Genomic DNA, 24,397 nt, shown 5'->3' with positions numbered 1-24,397 from the left:
TGGCGCGCAGATATACTCGTACCCCCTCACCCGGAATGCATCTGGCGATGCATTCCGGCCTCTCCCCGCAAGCGGTGCGAGGCAAGAGAGCGCCGTGCTTAAACCAGCAACCCCTTCTGCTTGGCCAGATCCTTCAGCGACACCCGCGGCCGGGCGCCGATATGCTGGATCACCTCGGCGGCGGCGAGCGCGCCGAGGCGGCCGGCATTCTCATGGCCGACATTGCGGACAAGGCCGACCAGGAAGCCGGCGGCGAACAGATCGCCGGCGCCTGTCGTGTCGACCAGTCTGTCGATCGGCGAGGCCGGCGCCGCCACAACGCCGTCGCCTGAAATCACGACGCAGCCCTTCTCGCTGCGGGTGACGACGCCGAGCTTTGTATCCTTACCGAACTGCTTCAGCGCGGTGTCGAAATCCGAGGTCTGGTACAGCGAGTGCAATTCGGATTCGTTGGAGAACACCAGATCCACGATGCCCTTGCGCATCAGGTCGAGAAATTCGTCGCGGTAGCGGTCGACGCAGAACGAATCCGACAGCGTCAGCGCGACCTGGCGGCCGGCGCCATGCGCGATCGTTGCGGCCTTCACGAAGGCGTCCTTGGCGTTCTTCGGGTCCCAGAGATAGCCCTCGAGATAGATGATGCCGGCGGCTTCAATCTGCGCCGGAACGATGTCGTCGGGCGTCAGGTCCTGCGCGGCGCCGAGATAGGTGTTCATGGTGCGCTCGCCGTCCGGCGTCACCAGGACGTAGCAGCAACCGGTGGCCGGGCCGGTCTTGGCCGGCGCGGTGTCGAAGACCACGCCGGCAGCGCGGATGTCGTGGACGTAGAGCTTGCCGATCTGGTCGTCCTTGACCTTGCCGACATAAGCGGCGCGGGCGCCGAGACTGCCGACGCCGACGATGGTGTTGGCGGCCGAGCCGCCCGACATCTCGGTCGCGGTGCCCATGTCGCTGTAGATTGCGGTGGCGCGCGCCTCGTCGATCAGCTGCATCGAGCCCTTGGTCATGCCGTGACGGGCAAGGAATGCCTCATCTGTTTGCACCAGCACGTCAAAGATCGCGTTGCCGATCCCGAGAACGTCATATTTTGCGTCAGCCATAGACCTGCCCTGTGTTAACGCCACCCAACAAGAGCCGCGACCTATCACGTTACGCCTTGGGGCAGCAAGGGAAGCGAAGGCTGCCAGTTCCGTCATGCCGCGCTCGCTGACCCGTCATCCTGAGGTGCGAGCCTCTTCGGCGAGCCTCGAAGGATGGACGGCCCCATCTGTGGCCGATTCATCCTTCGAGGCTCGCTCCGCTCGCACCTCAGGATGACGGGTCTAAGATCGAGCCGCTGGCAGCTTAACCTGCTGCTGCTATACAGACCCAATGTTCCGCTCCTTCCTCACCGTCTCCACGGGAACGCTGGCCTCGCGACTGCTCGGTTTCGTGCGCGATTCCGTGATCGCGGCGCTGCTTGGTGCGGGCCCGGTCGCGGATGCCTTCCTGGCGGCATTTCAACTTGTGAATGTTGTGCGACGGCTGCTGGCCGAGGGCGGGCTGAATGCCGCCCTGGTGCCGGCTTGGCTGAAGGTGCGCGACACTGATGGAATGGACGCGGCAACCGCGTTTGCCGGTCGCGTGCTCGGCACCGTCAGCGCCGCGGTCATCGCGGCCGCGCTCGTGATCGGCCTGGTGATGCCGCTGGTGATCGCCGCGATCGCGCCGGGCTTCGTCGGCCGCGACACGCTGCAATTCGCCGTCGACGATGCCAGGTTGATGCTGCCCTATCTCGCCTTCGCCGGCCCGGTCACCGTGATGATGGCGCTGCTCAACGCGCAGGGCCGCTTCGCGCTGGCCGCGTTCGCGCCGCTGTTGTTCAACATCGCGCTGATATCGGTGATGGCCGTGCTGCTGGTGCGGCAGCAGGAGCCGGTGCAGGCCGCGCTGGTCATGGCGGCCACCATCGGCGCCGCCGGTTTCCTGCAACTGTCGATGCTGGCGCTGCGCGGCGCCAAGCTCGCTGCGCCGCTCCGCGTCTCCTTCGATCCTGAGATGCGCAGCTTTCTCGGCCGCGCGGTCCCCGGCATGGTCGCGAGCAGCGCGCCGCAATGGCTCATGGTGGCCGGCGCGGTGATCGCATCGACCTCGCCGTCGGCGGTGTCGTGGCTGTATTTCGCCAACCGATTGCTCGAATTGCCGCTCGGCATCGTCGGCGTCGCGATGGGCACCGTGCTGATCCCGGAGATGACGCGCGCCGTGCGCAGCGGCGAGCACGCTGCCATCGCGCATGCGGAATCGCGCGCCCTCGAGCTCGCGGCCGGGCTGGCGCTGCCGGCGACGCTCGGCCTGATGGTGCTGAGCGAGCCGATCGTGCGGATGCTGTTCGAGCACGGCGCCTTCACCACGGAGGATACCGCGGCAACGGCGCAAGCTCTGGTCTGGCTGACGCTCGCATTGCCGGCGCATGTGCTGGTGAAGGCGCTGTCGCCGGCGTTCTTCGCCCGCGAGGACACGCTGACGCCACTGTTTGCGACGCTGAAGGCCATCGTGGTCGCGATCGCGGCCGCCTTCGTGCTGGGACACATCTTCGGCGCCAGCGGAATTGCCGCAGGCATCGCGCTCGGCGCCTGGAGCAATGCACTGGCGCTGATCCGCAAGGGGGCGGCGACCTTCGGCTTCTCGATCGATGCCGAGGCACGCCGCCGCCTGCCGCGCGTCCTGGCCGCCGCGCTCGCGATGGGCGCCCTGCTATGGCTCGCGGACGGCGCGTTGCCGGTCGCCGGCAGCCATGGGTTCGTGCAGGCGGTCTCCCTGCTCATGCTGATCGCAGCCGGTATCGCCGGTTACGGGCTGTTCTTGCAGCTTTTCGGCGTCACCGGCTGGCGCGCAGCGGTTAAGGCCATCAGGCAAAGGCATCCCGCCTGACTTGCGCACGCGCGGCTTAAGTGGCAAACGACGCGGCAAAACTAGCCATTTCCGGGAATTAGACCATGGCGTTCGTTGAACGGGTTTTCTCAGGCGTCCAGCCGACGGGCAATCTGCACCTCGGCAACTATCTCGGCGCCATCGTCAACTTCGTGAAGATGCAGCAGACCCATAACTGCATCTATTGCGTCGTCGACATGCATGCGATCACGCAGGGCGTCGAGGTCTGGGGCGGCCCGGCCGAGCTCGCGCGCAACACCCGCGAGGTGACCGCGGCCTTCATCGCCGCGGGCATCGACGCCAAGAAGCACATCGTATTCAACCAGAGCCAGATCGCCGGCCATGCCGAGCTGACCTGGATCTTCAACTGCGTCGCGCGGATCGGCTGGCTGAACCGCATGACCCAGTTCAAGGAGAAGGCCGGCAAGGACCGCGAGAACGCGTCCATCGGCCTCTATGACTATCCGGTGCTGATGGCCGCCGACATCCTGCTGTACCGCGCGACTCACGTGCCGGTCGGTGAGGACCAGAAGCAGCATCTGGAGCTGTCCCGCGACATCGCGCAGAAGTTCAACAACGACTTCGGCGATTCAATTCGCGGCCAGGGCTTCGCCGACGGCCTGTTCTTCCCGCAGCCCGAGCCCTTGATCACCGGGCCCGCGACGCGGGTGATGAGCCTGCGCGACGGCACCAAGAAGATGTCGAAGTCGGATGCGTCGGACAATTCGCGCATCAACCTCACCGACGATGCCGACACCATCGCGCAGAAGATCCGCCGGGCGAAGACCGATCCCGAGCCACTGCCGTCGGAGGAAAAGGGCCTGGAGACGCGCCCCGAGGCCGACAATCTGGTCGGCATCTACGCGGCGCTCGCCGGCATCTCCAAGCAGGAGGTGCTGACGCAGTTCGGCGGCGGCCAGTTCTCGACGTTCAAGAACGCGCTGGTCGAGGTTTGCGTCACCAAACTGGCGCCGATCGCCTCCGAGATGAAGAAGCTGGTCGCCGATCCCGGCCATGTCGACGCGGTGCTGGCCGACGGCGCCAACCGCGCCCGCGGCATCGCCGACGAGACCATGCGCATCACCAAGGACATCGTCGGCTTCATCCGCCCGCGCTGACACTGCAAGGTAAGAACTGCGCGCTCCCTCTCCCAAACGGCGAGGGAGTATGGCAGCATGGGTTGGTTTGGTTCAGCACCGGGACATGCATGACCACCCAGCGACGAAGCTACGAGACAGGTCACAAGCCGAAATGCCTCGTCATCGTTGACGACACCGCGGAATGGGACCGCGCGGTGTATTACGCCAGCCGATGGGCGATCCGGGTCGGAGGCGGCGTCGTGATGCTGCGGGTGATCGAGACCGAGGACCAGAACCAGCAATGGCTCGGGGTGGCCGACATCATGCGCGCGGAGGCCGAGGAGGCCGCCAATGAAGCGCTCGACCGCGCCGCCGGCCGCGCCAACGGGATCGCCGCGATCACCCCGGAGCGGGCGATTCGCGAGGGCGACCCGACCGAGCAGATCCTCGACGTGATCGACAAGGACGTCGATATCGCGATGCTGGTGCTGGCGGCCAATCCGGGCGCCGAGGGGCCCGGGCCGATCATCACCACCATGGCCAAGACCATGGGGGCGTTCCCGATCCCGGTGACCATCGTGCCGGGCGGCCTGACCGACGCCGAAATCGACGCCCTGTCCTAGCGCTTTGCCGGCTCCGGCACGGCGCCAGGGCATGGGTAAGGGCCTGGAACCGCGGTTTTGCGGCTTGATCGCGGGCTTTTTAATTGCCATTTCATAGGGGAACCCAACGCGCCGGCCTTGAACCGGCGACGCCGGAGACAGCAAATGTTCATTCAGACCGAAGCTACCCCCAATCCCGCCACCCTGAAATTCATTCCGGGCCGCATGGTGCTCGACAGCGGGACCATGGAATTCTCCACGCCCGAATCCGCCGCGCGCTCGCCGCTGGCCGAACGGCTGTTCGCCATTCAGGGCGTCACCGGCGTGTTCTACGGCGCCGACTTCGTCACCGTAACCAAGGCTGACGGCGACTGGCAGCACCTCAAGCCCGCGATCCTCGGCGCCATCATGGAGCACTACATGTCCGGCGCGCCCCTGCTCGCCGACGGCACGGCCGGCAGCGACGATGCGCGCGACGAGGCAGACGAGTTCTTCGACGAGGCCGACGCCGAGACGGTCGAGCAGATCAAGGACCTGATCGAGACCCGGGTGCGTCCCGCGGTCGCCAATGACGGCGGCGACATCACCTTCCGCGGCTTCAAGGACGGCATCGTCTATCTCAACATGAAGGGCTCCTGCGCCGGCTGCCCGTCGTCGACCGCGACCCTGCAACACGGCATCCAGAACCTGCTCCGGCACTTCGTGCCCGACGTGCAGGAAGTCCGGCCGATGTGATTTGCGCCGGGTGGGCCGCCACGCGCAGCCCACCTTCGATACGACACAGTTGATGGTGGGCAATGCACTGCGCGTTGCCCGCCCGAGAGGGGGGACGAACAGTGAGCCGGCGAATCGGAAATGGTTCTGACCTTCCGTTCGCCCTGACGTTTGCCCCATGATGATTCTCGCGATCGATACGGCACTGGACGCCTGCTCCGCGGCGGTGCTCGACACCACCTCCGGCAATACCATCGCGATCGAATCGCAGACGATGCAGCGCGGTCATGCCGAGGCGCTGATGCCGCTGATCGCGCGAGTGATGAAAGAGAGCGGCATCGGCTTTGCGGGGCTCGACCGCATCGCCGTCACCACCGGTCCCGGCAGTTTCACCGGCCTGCGCGTCGGCCTCTCGGCGGCGCGCGGCATCGCGCTCGCTGCCTCCAAGCCGGTGGTCGGGTTGTCGACGCTCGCCGCCTACGCCGCGCCCGTGGTTGCCGAGAATGGCGAGCATCCGATCCTGTCGGCGATCGATGCGCGGCACGATCACGTCTATTTCCAGCTGGTGGCCGGCGACGGCAGTCCGATCGTCAAGCCGAAGGTGGCGCCGATCGCGGAAGCGCTCGCGGCCTCGCAATTCGGCGCGCTGCATCTGGTCGGCAACGCCGCCAATATCCTCGCCGAGCGTTGGCCCGCCGATGCCATGCCGCCGGTCAAGGTCGACCGGCAACCTGCGCCCGATATCACCTGGATCGCCTGGGTCGGCGCCGCCATCGATCCCGAGACCGCGCCGCCGCGGCCGTTCTATCTGCGCGCGCCCGATGCGAAGCCGCCGAAGGATCGCCTCGTCATCAGCGCGCCGCCATCGACATGATCGGCTTTCTGTCGCGATGGTGGGGCGGTGGTCCGCCCGCGGTCGAGCCCGCATCCCTGCGTGACGCGGCGCGGCTCGCGCAATTGCACGGCGCCTCGTTTCATCGCGGCTGGGGCGAAGGCGAGTTCGAGGCGATGCTGGCCGAGCGCAACACGCTGGTGCACCGGCTGCGCCAGGGCCGCAAGGTGATCGGCTTCGCGGTGTCGCGGATGGCGGCGGACGAAGCGGAAATCCTCTCGATTGCGATCGATTCCAATCAGCGTGGCCGCGGCCTGTCGCGCGACCTGCTCTTGACCCATCTCGGCCATCTTGCCGGCCGTGGCATTCGCACCATCTTCCTCGAAGTGGAAGAGAACAATCAGCCGGCGCGACGGCTCTATGAAAGGGCCGGATTCGGCGTGATCGGCCGCCGCGAGCGCTATTACAAGCAGCCCGGCGGGGAACATTTGAACGCGCTTCTGATGCGGCGCGACTTGTCGTAACATCGGCGCGGTGGCAGAACAGCGCCCTGCTCTGCCACTCAAGGCTCTGGACCATGACGACGGTGAAAATCACGCCTGCGCAAAAGAATACCGGCATCGAGGCGCGCTGCGCCGCGACCGGCATGCGCATGACCGAACAGCGCCGCGTGATCGCGCGGGTGCTGGCGGAGGCCATGGATCATCCCGACGTCGAGGAACTCTACCGCCGCTGCGTGGCGGTCGACGACAAGATCTCGATCTCGACGGTCTACCGCACCGTCAAGCTGTTCGAGGATGCAGGGATCATCGAGCGTCACGACTTCCGCGAGGGCCGCGCGCGCTACGAGCAGATGCCGGAGAGCCATCACGACCACCTGATCAATCTCCGCGACGGCAAGGTGATCGAGTTCACCTCCGAGGAGATCGAGAAGCTGCAAGCCGAGATCGCGCGCAAGCTCGGCTACAAGCTGGTCGATCACCGTCTCGAGCTCTATTGCGTCCCGCTCGACGAAGACAGCAAGTCGTAGACGCGTGCAGCTTCACGCGACGCAGGCGCGCGCAAGGAAACGCATCACCAGACCATGAGCTTCGATCTCGTCATCTTCGATTGCGACGGCGTGCTGGTCGACAGCGAGGTGATCTCCTGTCGCGCGCATGCGGAAACACTGACGCGTCACGGCTTTCCGATCACACCCGACGGCGTGCTCAAGCGTTTCCTCGGCGTATCCGACCGCGAGGCGCGACGGATCGTGGAGAGCGAGATCGGCCGCGCACTGCCCGACACCTTCGAGGCCGAGGTCAAGCACGCGACGCTGAGTTTCTATGCCGACGATCTCAGCGCGATCGCGCATGTCGGTGACGCGATTGCCGCGCTCACTCTGCCGAAATGCGTGGCATCCAGCGGCACGCCCGAAAAGATCCATCACGGCCTGACCTGCGCCGGGCTCTACGACCAGCTCACGCCGCATATTTTCTCGGCCACCCAGGTCAAGCGCGGCAAGCCGGCGCCCGATCTCTTCCTGTTCGCCGCCACCCGGATGGGCGCACGGCCGGAACGCTGCGTCGTGATCGAGGACAGCGTGGCCGGCGTCACCGGCGCCCGCGCCGCCGGCATGACCGTGCTCGGTTTCCACGGCGGCAGCCATTGCACGGCGGAACACGAGGACATGCTGCGCAAGGCTGGCGCGGCCATAACCTTCGCCGATATGCGCCAATTGCCCGATTTGATCGCCCAGACGGGCCAAAAACACGGCTCGATCGCTGGATTTTCGCCGGTTTAGGCTATATTTCAGCCCCGGCGCCCCGATGGCGCCGCTTCCATTTTCGCACTCAGGGTTCCATGACGACGCCGCGCAAGCTGCACATCAAGTCCTATGGCTGCCAGATGAATGTCTACGATGCCCAGCGCATGGTGGACACGCTGGCCGGCGAGGGCTTTGTCGAGACCGCGAGCGCTGAAGACGCCGACCTGGTGATCCTCAACACCTGCCACATCCGCGAGAAGGCATCGGAGAAGGTCTATTCCGAACTCGGCCGGCTCCGTGTCGCCAAGGATGAGGCCGCGCGGGCGGGCCGCGAGATGAAGATCGCGGTTGCCGGCTGCGTCGCACAGGCCGAAGGCGCGGAGATCATCCAGCGTGCGCCGACCGTCGACATCGTGGTCGGGCCGCAGAGCTATCACCATCTCCCTGAGCTCTTGAAGCGCGCCAAAGAGAACGGCCGCGCGCTCGAAACCGAATTCCCGGTCGAGGACAAGTTCGGCTTCCTGCCGCAGCCGAAGCCCGATGCGATCCGCGCCCGCGGCATCTCCGCCTTCGTCACGGTGCAGGAAGGGTGCGACAAGTTCTGCACCTTCTGCGTGGTGCCCTATACGCGCGGCGCGGAAGTCTCGCGGCCGGTCGCCAGGATCATCGACGACGTCAAGCAGCTCGCCGACAACGGCGTGCGCGAATTCACGCTGATCGGACAGAACGTCAACGCCTATCACGGCGAAGGCCCCGACGGCCGTACCTGGTCGCTCGGCAGATTGTTGCAGCGGCTCGCCGAAATTCCCGGCGTCACCCGGCTGCGTTATTCGACCAGTCATCCGCGCGATGTGGATGACGACCTGATCGCGGCGCATCGCGACCTGCCGGGACTGATGCCGTTCGTGCACCTGCCGGTGCAGTCGGGGTCGGACCGCATCCTTGCCGCCATGAACCGCAAACATACCGCCGATGACTACCGGCGCGTCATCGACCGGTTCCGGGCCGCGCGGCAAGACATTGCTTTTTCATCAGATTTTATCGTGGGCTTCCCCGGCGAGACCGAGGAAGAATTTTCCGCCACCCTCGCGCTTGTCATGCAAATCGGGTACGCTGCGGCATATTCATTCAAGTATTCGCCACGGCCGGGCACGCCGGCGGCGGAGATGCGGGAGACGGTGTCAGCAGCCGAGATGGACGAGCGCTTGGGGCGGCTTCAGGGATTGATCGACAGCCAGCAATCGGCCTTCAACCGTGCTGCGATTGGCACAACGGTCGACGTGCTGTTCGAGCGCGCCGCGCGCAATCCGGGCCAGATCGTTGGCCGCACCGCCTATCTGCAGCCCGCCCATGTGATGGCGTCGCCCGACATTATCGGCCAGGTCCTCCCGGTGAGGATCGACAGCCTCGAGCGCTACAGCCTGATCGGCGAGCTTGCGACACCGGCAGCGCCGCGCCTCATTTCGCAGACCATTGGAGCCTGAAATCCTTGCCCAAAAGCGCATCGGATTCGTCTTCGCTCGCTCCCAGCCGCAAACCAGACCGCGACATGCAAATGCCACCTGAGACCCGGCCGCCTGAAACTCAGGTCGTCATCGATTTCGACGACAACCGCGCCGCATCCGCGCTGGTCGGCCCCTATGGACAGAATCTGGCGCTGATCGAACGGCGGCTCGGCGTCGTGGTCGATTCCCGCGGCAACCATGTCAGCATCGCGGGCTCCCGCGACGGCTGCGACGCGGCGCGGCGCGTGCTGGAGACACTGTACGCCCAGGCTGTCGCCGGGCACGATCTCGATCAGGGTGAGGTCGAAGGCGCGATCCGCGCCGTGCTCGCGCAGGGCTCGCTGTTCGAATTCGACAACAAGACCGCCAAGCCGACATTCGAGACCATCAATCTGCGCAAGCGGCCGGTGCGCGCCCGCACCGCGGCGCAGGATTCCTACATCCGCGCGCTGAAGCGGCATGAATTGGTGTTCGGCATCGGCCCGGCCGGCACCGGCAAGACCTGGCTTGCGGTCGCCCATGCGGCGCAGCTGTTCGAGCGCAAGGAGGTCGACCGCATCATCCTGACGCGGCCCGCGGTCGAGGCCGGCGAGCGGCTCGGCTTCCTGCCCGGCGACCTCAAGGAGAAGGTCGATCCGTATCTGCGTCCGATCTATGATGCGCTGTACGACCTGATGGATGCCCGCGTCGTCGAACGCGCGCTGCAGGGCAACGAAATCGAGATCGCGCCGCTCGCCTTCATGCGCGGCCGCACCCTGACCAATGCCGCCATCATCCTCGACGAGGCGCAGAACACCACGACGATGCAGATGAAGATGTTCCTGACGCGTCTCGGCGAGAACAGCCGGATGATCGTCACCGGCGACCCGTCGCAGGTCGACCTACCGCACGGCCAGGCTTCGGGGCTCACGGAAGCCGTGAAGCTGCTCGACGGCGTCGAAGGCATCGCGCAGGTCCATTTCAAGGCCGAGGACGTCATCCGCCATGAATTGGTGGCGCGCATCGTGGCCGCCTATGAGGGATTGCCGCAAAAGCCGGCAAACGCCAGATCTTGAGACCACCAGCTTCGGCCGCGAGCCCGCGCGATGCGGGTTCCGGCCATAACGCAGATTTTGAAACGAAGGTGTCCGCTTTTCCTGCAACCGAGGTTCTCGTCACCGCCGAATGCTGGCAGGCCGAGCCCAATGCCGACGCGGTGATTCACCGCGCCATCGAGGCTGCCGCAGGGATCGCCGATGCCGATGTCGCCGACGCCGAGCTTGCAGTGATGCTGACCGACGATGCCGGCATCCGCACCCTGAATGCCAACTGGCGCAGCATCGACAAGCCGACCAATGTGCTGTCGTTTCCCGCGCTGCAGCCGGAAGGCCCCGGCGGACCTGACGATGCCCCGCGCATGCTCGGCGATATCGCGATCGCCTATGAGACGACGCGGCGGGAAGCCGATGAGGAACAGAAACCGTTCGACCATCATTTGAGCCATCTCGCGGTGCATGGCTTCCTGCACCTGATCGGTTACGACCACGAGAACGACGACGACGCCGAGGACATGGAGGCGCTCGAGCGCGAGATCCTCTCCTCCCTCGGCATTCCCGACCCCTATGCGGATCGGATCGCCTGACATGCCGGATTCCGAACCGACCCACGACAATCCGCGCAACGTGAGCAACCTGCCCGCCGTCGTGCACGAAGGCGAGGTGCAGCGCCCGGCAGCCGAGGGCTGGCTGGTGCGCGCCATCCGCACGCTGTTCGGCTGGAAGGCCGGTTCGGTGCGCGACGATTTGCAGGTGGTGCTCGACGCCTCGACGCCGGACGACGTCGGCTTCTCGGCGATCGAGCGCACCATGCTGCGCAACATCCTGTCGCTGAACGAGCGGCGGATCGCCGACGTCATGGTGCACCGCGCCGACATCGTCGCGGTCAAGCGCGACATTCCGCTCGGCGAACTGATGAGCCTGTTCGAGAGCGCCGCGCATTCGCGGCTCGTCGTCTACAACGAAACGCTCGACGACCCCGAAGGCATGGTGCACATCCGCGACCTGCTCGCCTTCATGACCGCGAAGGCGCGCGTCACCGATACAACCAAGACGAAGCGCAAGAAGCCGTTCCCTGCCGGGCTCGACCTGCGCAGCGTCGATCTCGCGCTACCGCTCGCGGACGCCCATATCATCCGCAAGCTGCTCTACATCCCGCCGTCGATGCGCGCGATCGACCTGCTGGCGCAGATGCAGGCCTCGCGGATCCATCTCGCGCTGGTGGTCGACGAATATGGCGGCACCGACGGGCTGGTGTCGATCGAGGATATCGTCGAGCAGATCGTCGGCGAGATCGACGACGAGCACGATTCCGACGAGCCGCCGTCGATCGTCCGCCAGCCGGACAATTCCTTCATCGCCGACGCGCGCGCCAGCCTCGACGACGTCCGCTCGGTGATCGGCGAGGACTTCGTCACCGGCGAGGCCGGCGAGGAGGTCGAGACGCTGGGCGGCTATCTGGTGTCGTTCGTCGGCCGCCTGCCAGTGCGCGGCGAAGTGATTTCCGGTCCGGGCAATTACGAGGTCGAGGTGCTCGACGCCGATCCGCGGCGGGTCAAGCGCGTGCGGGTCACGACGCGCAAGGAACGGCCCGCGCCGCGCAAGGAACGCGAGCGGCGCCGCGAGCAGACACCGGACTCCGGAAACCCGCAGGCGAATGACAATCTGCCGCCGCCCGGCGAAGGAGCCGGTCCGCAGTGAGGCTCTCCGACAAGCTCCGATCGATCGGCCTTGCCGTCATCCTGACCTGGGGATGGAAGCGCGCCGTCCTCGCGCTCGCAGCCGGCGCGCTGTCCGCGCTGGCGATGGCGCCGTTCAACGCCTGGCCGGTGCTGTTTCTGACCTTTTCCATTGCAGTCTGGCTGATCGATGGTGCTGCCGCCGGACGCTGGCGCGGCGTGCCCGCCGCGGCGCTGTCCGGGTTCTGGTTCGGCCTCGGCTATTTCGTGCCGGGACTGTACTGGATCGGCTACGCCTTCTTCGTCGATGCGGACACCTTCGCCTGGCTGACGCCGTTCGCGGTGCTCGGCCTGCCCGCCTATCTCGCTTTGTTCACCGCCTTCGGCTTCGCGCTGGCGCGGCTGATCTGGCCGCGCGACGCCTCGCGCGTGCTCGCGCTTGCGGTCAGCCTGACGATTTCAGAGTGGCTGCGCGGCCACCTGCTCAGCGGCTTTCCGTGGAATGCGTTCGGCTACGCGCTGACCGAGCCGCTGGCGCTGGCGCAGACCGCGTCGCTGATCGGGCTGTGGGGCATGACGTTCCTCAGCGTTGCGATCTTCGCAAGCCCGGCCGTGCTGATCGATGGCGCCTCGCGCGGCCGCAAGCCGTGGCGCGCGCCGGTCGCCGCGGTGCTGGTCCTCGCCGCGATGCTGGCATTCGGCACCGTCCGCCTCTCGCAGCAGCCGACCAAATTGGTCGGCGGCGTCAAGCTGCGCATCATGCAGCCCGATTTGCAGCAGGACGCCAAGTTCAACTACTCCGCCAAGGCGGCGGTGATGCAGAAATATCTCACTCTGTCGGATCGCGCGTCCGGGCCGCACTCCACCGGCGTGAGCGACTCCACCATCCTGATCTGGCCGGAATCCGCGTTCCCGTTCTTCCTGACCAAGGAAGCCGACGCGATGGCGCAAATCGCCGACCTCTTGCCGAAGGGAACCGTGCTGATCACCGGCTCGGTGCGCGCACCCGACCTGCCGCCCGGCGTTCGCATCACGCGCGCCTATAATTCGATCTACGTCATCGATCACGACGGCAGCGTGCTCGCGGTCTACGACAAGCTGCACCTTGTCCCATTCGGTGAATATCTGCCGTTCCAGGACTGGATGGAGAAGATTGGCTTCGTGCAGCTCACCAAGGTGCAGGGCGGCTACATCCCCGGCACGATCCGCCGCCCGCTCGACATTCCGAACGCGCCGCGCGCGCTGCCCTTGATCTGCTACGAGGCGATCTTCCCCGGCAATGTCGTGAGCCGCGACGATCGTCCGGGCTGGATCGTCAATGTCACCAATGACGGCTGGTTCGGAATCTCGACCGGCCCCTATCAGCATCTGCAACAGGCCCGGATGCGCTCGATCGAGGAAGGCCTGCCGCTGGTGCGTGCGGCCAATACCGGCATCTCGGCCATCATCGATCCGCTCGGGCGAATCGTCGCGCAACTCGGGCTCGGCGTCGAGGGCGTGCTCGATGCCGGCCTGCCGTCGGCGATCGCGCCGACGATCTATGCGCGTGTCGGGAACGTCCCCGCCGCTGTGATTGTGATCACAGCACTTGCGTTCGTGTTGCGGCGCCGTCTTGTGAGGCGAAAAGCCTGACGGCTGCATATCGCCGGTTGTCGCGAACCCGAAAAAACGTCGAAATTTACCTCAGCGCGATTCCACCAGTTGACAGATCGACCGTGCACTTCGCATTGTACGGGTCCACGCGAAATCACAAGCCAAGTCAGCCCCTTTGCGCAAATTGTCCGCATTTCGTCCCGATCCTCCTTGCAGGATTTGACGGCACCGGCGCCTGAGGCATACTCCACGTCCAACTTGCCTCACCCCCCGGGCGCGCAATCCCTTAGGAGAGTTGGAAATGTCCACCAAAGCGCCCAATCCTGTTGACAAATATGTCGGCAGCCGCGTCCGTATGCGACGCATCATGCTCGGCATGAGCCAGGAGAAACTGGGCGAGGCGTTAGGCCTGACGTTCCAGCAGGTGCAGAAATACGAGAAGGGCACCAACCGTGTCGGCGCCAGCCGGCTGCAGCAGATCTCCGAAATCCTGCAGGTGCCGGTTTCTTTCCTGTTCGACGGCGGCCCGAGCGGCGTCAAGACCGCCGACGGCTTCAGCGAAGGCTCCTCACCGGCCTACGTCTCCGATTTTCTGGCAACCGCCGAAGGCCTGGCCCTGACCCGCGCCTTCACGCGCATCGCCGATGCCAAGCTCCGCCGCAGCATTGTCGAGCTGGTCGAGCAGATCGCGGCACGCGAGGCAGCCGAACAGGTCTGATTCGGCCATATCCGTTTGAGAGATCGTCCAATCTGGAATATGTCATTCCGGCGTACGCTAAAGCGCGGTGAACTTCGCGCTTTAGCGCCTTGTTTGAACATGATCTACGCGCAAACGCTACGCGTCTGTCGCGAGGGAAAACCGCTTCACACTTTTCCGGATCATGCTTTAAGCGCGTGCGCTGAATGACATAACGAATTCACAGGCGACGACAACAGCATGTCCAGCAACCCGTTCGAAACCGCTGCAATCCTCGACGGCATCCGCCGCTGGGTCGAGATCGAGTCTCCGACCGAGCGGCCCGATCAGGTCAACAAGCTCGCTGATCTCGTCGCGGCTGGTTATCGCGACCTGCCGGCCACCGTCGACCGCGTTGCGGGCCGCGACGGCTGCGGCGATCACCTGGTCGCGCGCTCGTCCTGGGGGCAGGACGCGCCGGGCATTCTGGTGTTGAGCCATCTCGACACAGTTCATCCGATGGGATTCATCGAACGGTTACCATTCGAGATCGAAGGCGACAGCGCGTTCGGCCCGGGCATCTACGACATGAAGGGCGGCGCCTACCTCGCCTATCATGCATTCCGGCAGATTTGCGCCGAAGACGCGCGCCCGCCGCTCGGCATCACCCAGCTCTACGTTTCGGATGAGGAGATCGGCAGCCCGACTTCGCGGGCGCTGATCGAGGCCGAGGGCCGCAAGGCCAAATACGTGCTGGTGACCGAACCCGCGCGCGACGGCGGCAAGATCGTCACCGGGCGGAAGGGCGTCGCGCGCTTCGACGTGCACATCAAGGGCGCGCCGGCGCATGCCGGCACGCGCCCCGAGGACGGCCGCAGCGCGATCCGGGAACTCGGCCATGTGATCCTGGCACTGGAGGCGATGAACGACCTCAAGCGCGGCATCACCGTCAATGTCGGCGTGGTCCGCGGCGGCACCAAGCCGAACGTGATCGCCGAAGAGGCCTATGCGGAAGTCGATCTGCGCGTGCCGACCATGGCCGACGCCGACGAACTGGTGCCGAAGATTCTCGGGGTCACCTCGCGCACCGAGGGCGTCACCGTGAAAGTGACCGGCGAACTGAACCGTCCGCCCTATGAGAAGAGCAATTCCGGCGCTGCGCTCTACGAACACGCCAGGGAGCTCGCCGCCGAGCTCGGTTTCGAGCTGCTCGATGTCTTCACCGGCGGCGGCTCCGACGGCAATTTCACCGCGCCGCATACCGCGACCCTCGACGGCCTCGGCGTCGACGGCAAGGGCGCCCATACCCATTACGAGCAGCTCTACGTCTCGTCGATCGAGCCGCGCGCGCGGCTGCTCCACCGTCTCTATCAAACACTACGATGACATCTGCTCCACGCGACACCGACGATCGCGACTCCCCAGACGACGGCGCGATGGCGCATTCGCGCGGCTCGTTCTTCGGGCGGCGCAAGGGCCACAAGCTGCGCGCGCACCAGGCCGATCTGATCGACAGCCTGCTGCCGCATCTTGCGATCGACATCGCGGCGCCCGCGCCCGCGGCGCTGACCGAATTGTTCGACGACGGCATCGAGGCTGTCAGGCTCGAGATCGGCTTCGGCGGCGGCGAGCATCTGATCGCGGAAGCGCAGGCCTTTCCGAATACGGGCTTCATCGGCTGCGAGCCCTATGTCAACGGGATGGCGAAGATCCTGACCCAGATCGAGGCGCAGAATATCGGCAACATCCGCCTGTTCGCGGGCGACGCCGCCGAGCTACTCGCCTGGGCGCCGGCGCGCTCGCTTACGCGCATCGACCTGATTCATCCCGACCCCTGGCCGAAGCGGCGGCACTGGAAGCGGCGCTTCGTGCAGGATGCAACCGTCGCTGCGATGACACGGTTGCTGCCGCCGGACGGTGAATTCCGCTTCGTCAGCGACATCGACGATTACTGCGCCTGGACGCTCGCGCATCTGATGCGCGCGCCGGACTTCGCCTGGCTCGCCGAACGCGCGATCGACTGGCTCGAGCCGTGGCCGAACTACACGATGACGCGCTACGGCGCCAAGGCCGAGCGCGAAGGGCGCAAGGCGGCGTATCTGCGGTTCCGAAGAGTCTAACATCTCGTCATGCCCGGGCTTGACCCGGCCATCCACGTCTTTCTCTCCACACGGCGTCAAAGACGTGGATGCCCAGGACAAGCCCGGGCTTGACGTGGCTATTGATTGGCCATCCGCGCCTTCCTGACGTCGGTCGCCTCCCACACCATGCGCTTGCCGCGCTCGCGGCCGAGCAGCTCGATCGGATCGTGGTTGTCGATGTGGCCGAACTGGCCCTTGTAGACGCTGTAGCCGCACAATTCCTGCAAGCGGCGCGGAAAGCGCGCCGCGGTCTCGCGTGGGATGCCGAGCTGCAAATTCTCCTGCTGCCGCATCCAGCCCCAGCAATAGGCGCAGGAGAACGCAAAGCGCCTGCTATCGCTGGTGTTGGCGCCGCCGCCATGCCACAGCGCCGAGTCGCTGGCGGATCCAAGTTTGGCAGGTCCTTTTTGCGTCCGTCACCCTGAGGAGCGCGGAACGCGCGTCTCGAAGGGTCGACGGCCACCGGCGGGGCCGTTCATCCTTCGAGGCTCGCCGAAGAGGCTCGCACCTCAGGATGACGGAATGAAGAGTCGCTTTGCCAGCTAGCGCGACTTCCAGAAATCCACCACGCGCTGCGCCGTTGACGGCATCAGGCGCGTGAAGTTGACCCGCGCACCCTCGATATCGGCCGGTGACGGCACGCGGTTGGGCCCGAGCCGCATCAGGATCAGGGCGCGCACGGTCGGCCATTCGAAGCCGATCGTCTTGCTGGCGATCAGGATCGGATCGTAACGATCGCCGGAGATCAGGCGATCGAGCGAGACGATCTTCACGCTGGTCATCGCGGCGAGCGCGGCGACGCATTCCTCGTATTTGAAAGCCTTTGCGAAGCCGAGCACCGCGGCCTCGTTCAATTCGCCGGCGCGGTGCAGCGCCAGGATCGCGCGCTGCGCGGGAGCGAAATCGCGGCCCTCGACCTGCACGACGACGCCTTCGATCTCGCTCATCGCGAGCTTGATCTCGGCTTGCCGTTCCGGCTTGGCGACATGATGCAACCGGCGGCGGATGACGTCGATCGAGCCGGCCAGCAGGCTCTTCAGATGCACGGGCGGAAGATCATCGCGGCGGCCGATCCGCAGCGTCAGCACGCCGTCCTGGCCGGCGCGCCGCACCAGCGTCGTGAAGGACGCGTCCGAGAACGCAGCGCCGGCATTGCCGGCCGCGCATCGGATCACATCGCGATCACCGCGACGGACGAGGACATCGGTCAGCGCGGTCGAGAGCTTCGATCGCTCGGCCATCGCCAGCAGATGGCCCTGGCCCTTGGCAGTGGCGATCTCGACCAGCACCTTTTCGTCGATCACCGGCGATCGGCGCAGCACCGGGCCTGCGATCGCGACCTCGTCGTCGCGGGCGAGTTGCCCGACCAGATGCCGCGGCGCATTGGCGAGCGGGGCGAGCCGTTCGGCGAAATCGATCCGCGCCGCCAGCTCGGCATGCGGCACCAGGCTGGTCAGTACCCCGTCGAACAGGTCGATATGGTCGGGGCGGAAGCTCGCGGCGCCCTGCAGGAACAACTCGCCGAGCCGCCGCGCGGCCTCGGCGCGGCGCTTGGGGTCGCCGCGGCGAACGATGTCGTCGAGTTCCGGGATCAGCGCGGGGGCTGTCGTCATGAGCCTTGTCCAACCGGCGACTTCTGCCGATTTTCGGCAATCTATGGTCCCGTTCGTAAACGGAGGGTTAGATCGAACCCGACCCCTCCGAGCCGCAAAATCGCGTTCCGCCGGACCCGGAGGCCTTGCCGGACCCCGCCAAAAGAGCTATATCCACCGCAACTTATGGTATCTCATACGATCGCGTAGGAGAGTGGGCCCCCCGGGACCCGCTCTTTTTTATTACCTGACGGGACCGAGCCGAGGCCGGGTCCAGTTTGGGTAGCGTTAGCGGCCCCTTAAGGCCACCTGAACAACACAACAGACCTCAGCAGCAATTAGACCCAAAAAGACCCAAGACAGCCTTTGACACTGGATATGACCGATCCGACCGCCACGACCGTGGACACCGAACTGCTCGCCGAGCCCAGGCTCGTCGTCGAGCCCGGGGTCGCGGCGCGCGTCGCCGCGGTCGCAGTGCCTGTGCTGCAGGGCATGGGCTATCGGCTGGTGCGCATCAAGGTCTCGGGCGATGCCGGCTGCACGGTGCAGATCATGGCGGAACGGCCCGACGGCTCGATGCAGCTCGAGGATTGCGAGGCGATCTCGCGCGCGCTGTCGCCGGTGCTCGATGTCGCCGACCCGATCGAGCGCGCCTACCGGCTGGAAATCTCGTCGCCCGGCATCGACCGCCCGCTGGTGCGCCGCTCCGACTTCGAGCGCTACACCGGGCATCTCGTGAAGATCGAGATGGCGGTCGCGCATCAGGGCCGCAAGCGATTCCGCGGCCAGCTCGCCGGGGTCGAGGGCAATGCGGTGCGCGTCAAGCGCGACGATCCGCGTCCCGCCGAGGACGCCGAGGTTCTCCTGGTGATGGAGGACATTTCGGACGCACGGCTGGTGCTGACCGACGAGCTGATCGAGGAATCGATGCGCCGCGGCAAGGCCGCCGAGCGCGAGCTGCGCCGCGAGCTCGGCCTCGCGCCGCCGCAGCCGGCGCACGCCAGGAAGAGCGATCCGACGAAGAGCCAGAAGCCGAAGCCCAAGCCTGGTCACAAGCCGGCCAAGAAGCCGGAGCCGACCAACACCAAAAAGCACCGCCTGGCCGCCGAGCGCGCGCGCCGTGGCGAGACCGATCCATTCGAAGGAGACTAAGCCATGGCAGTCAGCGCCAACAAACTCGAACTGCTGCAGATCGCAGACGCAGTTGCGCGCGAAAAGTCGATCGACCGCTCCATCGTGATCGCGGCGATGGAAGACGCCATCGCCAAGGCCGCCCGCGCCCGCTACGGCAGCGAGACCGACGTCCATGCCGAGATCGATGCCAAGAAGGGCGAGCTTCGGCTGACGCGCCACATGCTGGTGGTCGACGTCGTCGAGAACTCCTCCAACCAGATTTCGCTGATCGACGCGCAGCGCGCCAATCCGGGCGCCCAGGTCGGTGACACCATCGCCGACACGCTGCCGCCGCTGGAATACGGCCGCATCGCCGCGCAGTCCGCCAAGCAGGTGATCGTGCAGAAGGTGCGCGAGGCCGAGCGTGACCGGCAGTACCAGGAATTCAAGGACCGCATCGGCGACATCGTCAACGGCATCGTCAAGCGCGTCGAATATGGCAGCGTGATCGTCGACCTCGGCCGCGGCGAAGCGATCGTGCGCCGCGACGAGATGCTGCCGCGCGAAGTATTCCGCAACGGCGACCGCGTCCGCGCCTATATCTTCGACGTCCGCCGCGAGACCCGCGGTCCGCAGATCTTCCTGTCGCGCACCCATCCGCAGTTCATGGCGAAGCTGTTCGCGCAGGAAGTGCCGGAAATCTACGACGGCATCGTCGAGATCAAGGCGGTCGCCCGCGATCCGGGCTCGCGCGCCAAGATCGGCGTGATCTCGCGCGATTCCTCGGTCGACCCGGTCGGCGCCTGCGTCGGCATGCGCGGCTCGCGCGTGCAGGCCGTGGTCAACGAGCTGCAGGGCGAGAAGATCGACATTATCCCGTGGTCGCCGGACATCGCGACCTTCGTCGTCAACGCGCTGGCGCCGGCTGAAGTCGCCAAGGTCGTGATCGACGAGGACCGCGAGCGCATCGAGGTCGTGGTCCCCGACACCAACAACCAGCTGTCGCTGGCGATCGGCCGTCGCGGCCAGAACGTCCGCCTCGCCTCGCAGCTGACCGGCTGGGACATCGACATCCTGACCGAGCAGGAAGAGTCGGAGCGCCGCCAGGCCGACTTCGAGAACTCGACCCGCGTGTTCATGGAAGCGCTCAATGTCGACGAGGTGGTCGGCCAGCTGCTCGCCTCCGAAGGCTTCACCTCGGTCGAGGAACTCGCGCTGGTCGACGTCAAGGAACTCGCCGGCATCGAGGGTTTCGACGAGGAGACCGCGACCGAGCTGCAGACCCGTGCCCGCGAATATCTCGAGCAGCTCGAGGCCGAGCTGGAGGCCAAGCGCAAGGAACTCGGCGTCGAGGACGCCATGAAGGACGTGCCCGGCATCACCGGCAAGATGATGGTGAAGCTCGGCGAGAACGACGTGAAGACCGTCGAAGATCTCGCCGGCTGCGCCACCGACGATCTGGTCGGCTGGACCGAACGCAAGGAAGGCGGCGAGCCGACCAAGCATGCCGGGTTCCTCGACGGCATCGAGATGTCGCGCGACGAGGCCGAGGCGATGATCATGCAGGCCCGTCTGAAGGCCGGCTGGATCACCGAGGCCGATCTCGCCAAGCCTGCCGAGGAGGCCGAGGCCGCCGAAGCAGAAACGGCGTCGTAAGGAGATGCCCAACGGATGCTCGCTCAGGCTGACCCCGATCTCGACGATGGGCCGCGGACGCAGAAGTCCGCGACCACGCGGATGTGCGCGGTCAGCCGCGAGGTGCGTCCGATCGACGAGCTGATCCGGTTCGTCATCGCGCCCACGGGCGAGGTGGTCCCGGATCTGAAGCGCAAGCTGCCCGGTCGCGGATTATGGGTTTCCGCGTCGCGGCGCAGTGTTGCGGAAGCGGTCCGCCGTCACCAATTTAGCAAGGGATTCAAGCGCGATGTCCGTGTCGCGCCGACCCTTCCCACCGACACCGACACACTCCTGGTGCGCAGCGTCACCGAGGCCCTGGCGATGGCCGCCAAGGCCGGCCAGGTCGTCTCGGGCTTCGGCAAGGTCGAGGACGCACTCAACCGGAACGAAACCGCAGCCCTGATCCACGCTTCGGACGGCGCGGCGGACGGAATCCGCAAATTGGACGCGATCGTCAGGCAAAGAGGCGGAAAACGTGGTGAATCGCCGGTAATCCCCGTCGTCAATGTTTTGACGTCGGACGAATTGGATTTGGCACTTGGGCGGTCAAATGTGATACATGCTGCGCTGCTCGCGGGCCCGGCGAGCAAGACGTTCCTGTCGCGCTGCCAGATGCTGGTCCGATACCGGATGGCCGACGACGACAAGACCGCCGAAGCGGCCAGAAATTCCAGAGCCTGATCCAGGAAGGCGGATGCCGTCTTTCCGACCGGATCATGCTCAGCAAACGACGACACGTTGAAGGATTTGTGCGGCAAACGCACAGCGAAACGAGATTAGGACTGCTGAATGGTTGATACCAAGACCCCTGGCGACAAGACTTTGAGTGTTCCGAGCAAGACGTTGTCGCTGAAGCCGCGCGTCGAGACGGGCACCGTGCGCCAGAGCTTCAGCCACGGCCGGACCAAGCAGGTCGTGGTCGAGAAGCGCGGCAAGCGCCGCGTCGGTGGCGATGGCCCCGGTGAGGCGCATGCGCCGGAGCCCGTGGTTGCAAAGCCGGTGGCGCCCGCTCCCCGGCCGCCGCAGGGCCGCCCCTCGGGCCCGCCTCCCGGCCAGCAACAGCGCAACACCCGCTCCGGCGTGGTGCTGCCGACCTTGACCGAAGACGAGCGCTCCGCGCGTGCCAGCGCACTTGCCGATGCGCGGCAGCGTGACATCGAGGAGCGCCGCCAGGCCGAAGAGGAAGCCAAGCGCCGCGCCGTCCGCGAGGCTGCCGAGAAGGCAGAGCGCGAGGCCGCCGAGGCCCGCCGCAAGGCGGAAGAAGAACGTCACCGCCACGAGGAAGAGGCCAAGCGCAAGGCCGAGGTTGAGGCCAAGCGCCGCTTCGGCGAAGGCGAGGCCAAGCCTGGTGCTGCGCCCGCCGCTGCCGCACCGGCCAGGCCCGCGACGCCCGCACCTGCATCGGCTCCGGCCGCCCGTGCGCCCGCAGCACGCCCGACGACCACGACAACCGCGCGCACCCCGGCCTCCGCGCCGAGGCCGGCGGCGGTTGCGGCCGGGCCCGACGAAGACGAAGGTCCGCGCATGGTGCGCCGCCCCGGCGGCGCCGTGCGCCCCGTCGCGGCTCCGAAGACCACCCACAAGCCCGGTCCGCAGAAAGAGCGCGGCCGTCTCACGCTGACCACCGCGCTCAATGCCGACGACGTGCGCGAGCGCTCGATCGCCTCGTTCCGCCGCCGCACCCAGCGCCTGAAGGGGCATGCGTCGAACGAACCCAAGGAAAAGCTGATCCGCGAAGTCACCATCCCGGAAGCGATCACGATCCAGGAACTCGCGAACCGCATGTCGGAGCGCGCGGTCGACGTCATTCGCATGCTGATGAAGCAGGGCGCGATGCACAAGATCACCGACGTGATCGATGCCGACACCGCGCAACTGATCGCCGAAGAGCTCGGCCACAGCGTCAAGCGCGTCGCCGCGTCGGACGTCGAAGAGGGCCTGTTCGACATCGTCGACGATTCGACTGACACCGAGCCGCGTTCGCCTGTCGTCACCGTCATGGGCCACGTCGACCATGGCAAGACCTCGCTGCTCGACGCGCTGCGCCACGCCAACGTGGTGTCCGGCGAAGCGGGCGGCATCACCCAGCATATCGGCGCCTATCAAGTGCTGTCGCCCGAAACCGGCACCAAGATCACCTTCATCGACACGCCCGGCCACGCCGCGTTCACCGCGATGCGCGCCCGCGGCGCCAAGGTCACCGACATCGTCGTGCTGGTGGTCGCGGCCGATGACGGCGTGATGCCGCAGACGATCGAGGCGATCAACCACGCCAAGGCGGCGAAGGTGCCGATGATCGTGGCGATCAACAAGATCGACAAGCCGGATGCGCGGCCGGAGCGCGTGCGCACCGAATTGCTGCAGTACGAGGTGCAGGTCGAATCGCTCGGTGGCGACGTCGTCGACGTCGAGGTCTCGGCGAAGAACAAGACCAATCTCGACAAGCTGCTCGAGATGATCGCGCTGCAGGCCGAAATCCTCGATCTGAAGACCAATTCGGAGCGTCCGGCGGAAGGCACCGTGATCGAAGCCAAGCTCGATCGCGGCCGCGGTCCGGTCGCGACCGTGCTGGTGCAGCGCGGCACGCTGCGCGTCGGCGACATCATCGTGGCAGGCGCCGAGATGGGCCGCGTCCGCGCGCTGATCTCCGACCAGGGCGAGAATCTCGAAGAGGCCGGTCCGTCCGTGCCGGTCGAGGTGCTCGGCTTCAACGGTCCGCCGGAAGCCGGCGATCGTCTCGCCGTGGTCGAGAACGAAGCCCGCGCCCGTCAGGTCACGAGCTACCGCGCGCACCAGAAGCGCGAGAACGCCGCGGCCTCGATTTCCGGCATGCGCGGCTCGCTCGAGCAGATGATGTCGCAGCTGAAGACCGCGGGCCGCAAGGAGTTCCCGCTGATCGTCAAGGCCGACGTGCAGGGCTCGCTGGAAGCGATCCTGGGCTCGCTGGAGAAGCTCGGCACCGACGAAGTCGCCGCCCGCATCCTGCATGCCGGCGTCGGCGGCATCTCGGAGTCCGACGTCACGCTGGCGGAGGGCTTCAACGCCGCGATCATCGGCTTCTCGGTCCGAGCCAACAAGGAAGCGGCGGCCGCGGCCAAGCGCAACGGCATCGAGATCCGCTACTACAACATCATCTACGATCTCGTGGATGACATCAAAAAGGCGATGTCCGGCCTGCTCGCGCCCACGCTGCGCGAAACCATGCTGGGCAACGCGCAGATCCTGGAAGTGTTCAACATTTCCAAGGTCGGCAAGGTCGCGGGTTGCCGCGTCACCGACGGCACCGTGGAACGCGGCGCCAACGTTCGCCTGATCCGCGACAACGTCGTGGTGCACGAAGGCAAGCTGTCGACGCTGAAGCGCTTCAAGGATGAAGTGAAGGAAGTGGTCGCCGGCCAGGAGTGTGGCATGGCATTCGAGAACTACGGCGACATGCGTGTCGGCGACGTGATCGAATGTTACCGCATCGAGACGATCCAGCGCTCTCTGTAAGTCCAAAT

23 protein-coding genes are annotated in these 24,397 nt (G+C 66.0%); 20 read left to right on the top strand and 3 right to left on the bottom strand.

Annotated elements, in window-relative coordinates; all coding sequences use genetic code 11:
• Window positions 1–98: 98 nt before the first annotated feature.
• Complete coding sequence (locus BI327_RS24305; protein WP_076863675.1) at window positions 99–1,100, bottom strand: adenosine kinase; 1,002 nt, start codon at window positions 1,098–1,100, stop codon at window positions 99–101.
• 271 nt (window positions 1,101–1,371) lie between these two features.
• On the opposite strand from BI327_RS24305, the gene murJ reads away from it, so the two are divergent.
• The 16 genes from murJ to BI327_RS24225 all read left to right on the top strand — a co-directional run bounded on the left by murJ (window position 1,372) and on the right by BI327_RS24225 (window position 16,491).
• Window positions 1,372–2,910 carry a murein biosynthesis integral membrane protein MurJ gene (gene murJ, locus BI327_RS24300; protein WP_076863673.1) on the top strand — a complete coding sequence of 513 codons (1,539 nt, stop codon included), beginning with the start codon at window positions 1,372–1,374 and terminating at the stop codon, window positions 2,908–2,910.
• Window positions 2,911–2,975: 65 nt separating this feature from the next.
• Window positions 2,976–4,028, top strand: a complete 1,053-nt coding sequence (trpS, locus tag BI327_RS24295) for a tryptophan--tRNA ligase (RefSeq protein WP_076863671.1) — start codon at window positions 2,976–2,978, stop codon at window positions 4,026–4,028.
• An 89-nt stretch (window positions 4,029–4,117) separates the two neighbouring features.
• The gene (locus BI327_RS24290) at window positions 4,118–4,612 is read left to right on the top strand and encodes a universal stress protein (protein ID WP_076863668.1); all 495 of its coding nucleotides are present in this window, start codon (window positions 4,118–4,120) and stop codon (window positions 4,610–4,612) included.
• Window positions 4,613–4,756: 144 nt separating this feature from the next.
• A complete protein-coding gene (locus BI327_RS24285) occupies window positions 4,757–5,326 on the top strand; it encodes a NifU family protein (RefSeq protein WP_076863666.1) in 570 nt (189 codons plus the stop codon).
• A 157-nt stretch (window positions 5,327–5,483) separates the two neighbouring features.
• Complete coding sequence (gene tsaB / locus BI327_RS24280; protein WP_076863664.1) at window positions 5,484–6,179, top strand: tRNA (adenosine(37)-N6)-threonylcarbamoyltransferase complex dimerization subunit type 1 TsaB; 696 nt, start codon at window positions 5,484–5,486, stop codon at window positions 6,177–6,179.
• A complete protein-coding gene (gene rimI, locus BI327_RS24275; protein ID WP_076863662.1) occupies window positions 6,176–6,661 on the top strand; it encodes a ribosomal protein S18-alanine N-acetyltransferase in 486 nt (161 codons plus the stop codon). Before tsaB ends, rimI begins: the two co-directional genes overlap by 4 nt.
• 53 nt (window positions 6,662–6,714) lie before the next feature.
• Window positions 6,715–7,167, top strand: coding sequence for a Fur family transcriptional regulator (locus BI327_RS24270; RefSeq protein WP_016840396.1), 453 nt, complete (start codon window positions 6,715–6,717; stop codon window positions 7,165–7,167).
• A 54-nt stretch (window positions 7,168–7,221) separates the two neighbouring features.
• Window positions 7,222–7,920 (top strand): HAD family hydrolase, encoded by a 699-nt coding sequence (locus tag BI327_RS24265; RefSeq protein WP_076863660.1) that lies wholly within the window; start codon window positions 7,222–7,224, stop codon window positions 7,918–7,920.
• Between the two features lie 59 nt (window positions 7,921–7,979).
• Window positions 7,980–9,368, top strand: coding sequence for a tRNA (N6-isopentenyl adenosine(37)-C2)-methylthiotransferase MiaB (gene miaB / locus BI327_RS24260; RefSeq protein ID WP_076863659.1), 1,389 nt, complete (start codon window positions 7,980–7,982; stop codon window positions 9,366–9,368).
• A 5-nt stretch (window positions 9,369–9,373) separates the two neighbouring features.
• Window positions 9,374–10,444: a PhoH family protein gene (locus BI327_RS24255; protein ID WP_083742211.1), complete on the top strand. Its 1,071-nt coding sequence runs from the start codon at window positions 9,374–9,376 to the stop codon at window positions 10,442–10,444.
• A gap of 68 nt (window positions 10,445–10,512) precedes the next feature.
• Window positions 10,513–11,010, top strand: coding sequence for an rRNA maturation RNase YbeY (gene ybeY, locus BI327_RS24250; RefSeq protein ID WP_076863655.1), 498 nt, complete (start codon window positions 10,513–10,515; stop codon window positions 11,008–11,010).
• A gap of 1 nt (window position 11,011) precedes the next feature.
• Window positions 11,012–12,124 (top strand): hemolysin family protein, encoded by a 1,113-nt coding sequence (locus tag BI327_RS24245; protein WP_076864267.1) that lies wholly within the window; start codon window positions 11,012–11,014, stop codon window positions 12,122–12,124.
• Window positions 12,121–13,734 carry an apolipoprotein N-acyltransferase gene (gene lnt, locus BI327_RS24240; protein WP_076863653.1) on the top strand — a complete coding sequence of 538 codons (1,614 nt, stop codon included), beginning with the start codon at window positions 12,121–12,123 and terminating at the stop codon, window positions 13,732–13,734. The genes BI327_RS24245 and lnt overlap by 4 nt, the downstream gene beginning before the upstream one ends.
• Before the next feature lie 262 nt (window positions 13,735–13,996).
• Window positions 13,997–14,413 carry a helix-turn-helix domain-containing protein gene (locus BI327_RS24235; RefSeq protein WP_021082652.1) on the top strand — a complete coding sequence of 139 codons (417 nt, stop codon included), beginning with the start codon at window positions 13,997–13,999 and terminating at the stop codon, window positions 14,411–14,413.
• Window positions 14,414–14,632: 219 nt separating this feature from the next.
• The gene (locus tag BI327_RS24230) at window positions 14,633–15,757 is read left to right on the top strand and encodes a M20 family metallopeptidase (RefSeq protein WP_076863651.1); all 1,125 of its coding nucleotides are present in this window, start codon (window positions 14,633–14,635) and stop codon (window positions 15,755–15,757) included.
• Window positions 15,754–16,491, top strand: coding sequence for a tRNA (guanine(46)-N(7))-methyltransferase TrmB (locus BI327_RS24225; protein WP_076863650.1), 738 nt, complete (start codon window positions 15,754–15,756; stop codon window positions 16,489–16,491). Before BI327_RS24230 ends, BI327_RS24225 begins: the two co-directional genes overlap by 4 nt.
• A 98-nt stretch (window positions 16,492–16,589) precedes the next feature.
• Here BI327_RS24225 and BI327_RS24220 read toward each other — a convergent pair whose 3' ends face one another.
• Together BI327_RS24220 and BI327_RS24215 are read right to left on the bottom strand one after the other, a co-directional pair.
• Complete coding sequence (locus BI327_RS24220; protein WP_245334919.1) at window positions 16,590–16,805, bottom strand: hypothetical protein; 216 nt, start codon at window positions 16,803–16,805, stop codon at window positions 16,590–16,592.
• A gap of 249 nt (window positions 16,806–17,054) precedes the next feature.
• Window positions 17,055–18,125: a DUF2336 domain-containing protein gene (locus tag BI327_RS24215; protein WP_076863648.1), complete on the bottom strand. Its 1,071-nt coding sequence runs from the start codon at window positions 18,123–18,125 to the stop codon at window positions 17,055–17,057.
• Window positions 18,126–18,482: 357 nt separating this feature from the next.
• On the opposite strand from BI327_RS24215, the gene rimP reads away from it, so the two are divergent.
• From rimP to infB, 4 genes are all read left to right on the top strand, one after another.
• On the top strand, window positions 18,483–19,259 hold the full coding sequence (rimP, locus tag BI327_RS24210; RefSeq protein WP_076863646.1) for a ribosome maturation factor RimP: 777 nt from the start codon (window positions 18,483–18,485) through the stop codon (window positions 19,257–19,259).
• A 3-nt stretch (window positions 19,260–19,262) separates the two neighbouring features.
• The gene (gene nusA, locus BI327_RS24205; protein WP_076863644.1) at window positions 19,263–20,876 is read left to right on the top strand and encodes a transcription termination factor NusA; all 1,614 of its coding nucleotides are present in this window, start codon (window positions 19,263–19,265) and stop codon (window positions 20,874–20,876) included.
• Between the two features lie 15 nt (window positions 20,877–20,891).
• Entirely contained in the window at window positions 20,892–21,578 is a 687-nt protein-coding gene (locus BI327_RS24200; protein WP_076863642.1) for an RNA-binding protein, read from the top strand.
• 108 nt (window positions 21,579–21,686) lie between these two features.
• On the top strand, window positions 21,687–24,389 hold the full coding sequence (infB, locus tag BI327_RS24195) for a translation initiation factor IF-2 (protein ID WP_076863640.1): 2,703 nt from the start codon (window positions 21,687–21,689) through the stop codon (window positions 24,387–24,389).
• The last annotated feature ends 8 nt before the right edge of the window (window positions 24,390–24,397 follow it).

It is taken from the genome of Bradyrhizobium mercantei (assembly GCF_001982635.1).
Taxonomy (GTDB): Bacteria; Pseudomonadota; Alphaproteobacteria; order Rhizobiales; family Xanthobacteraceae; genus Bradyrhizobium; species Bradyrhizobium mercantei.
This window is presented reverse-complemented; position numbering and strand designations above follow the sequence as displayed.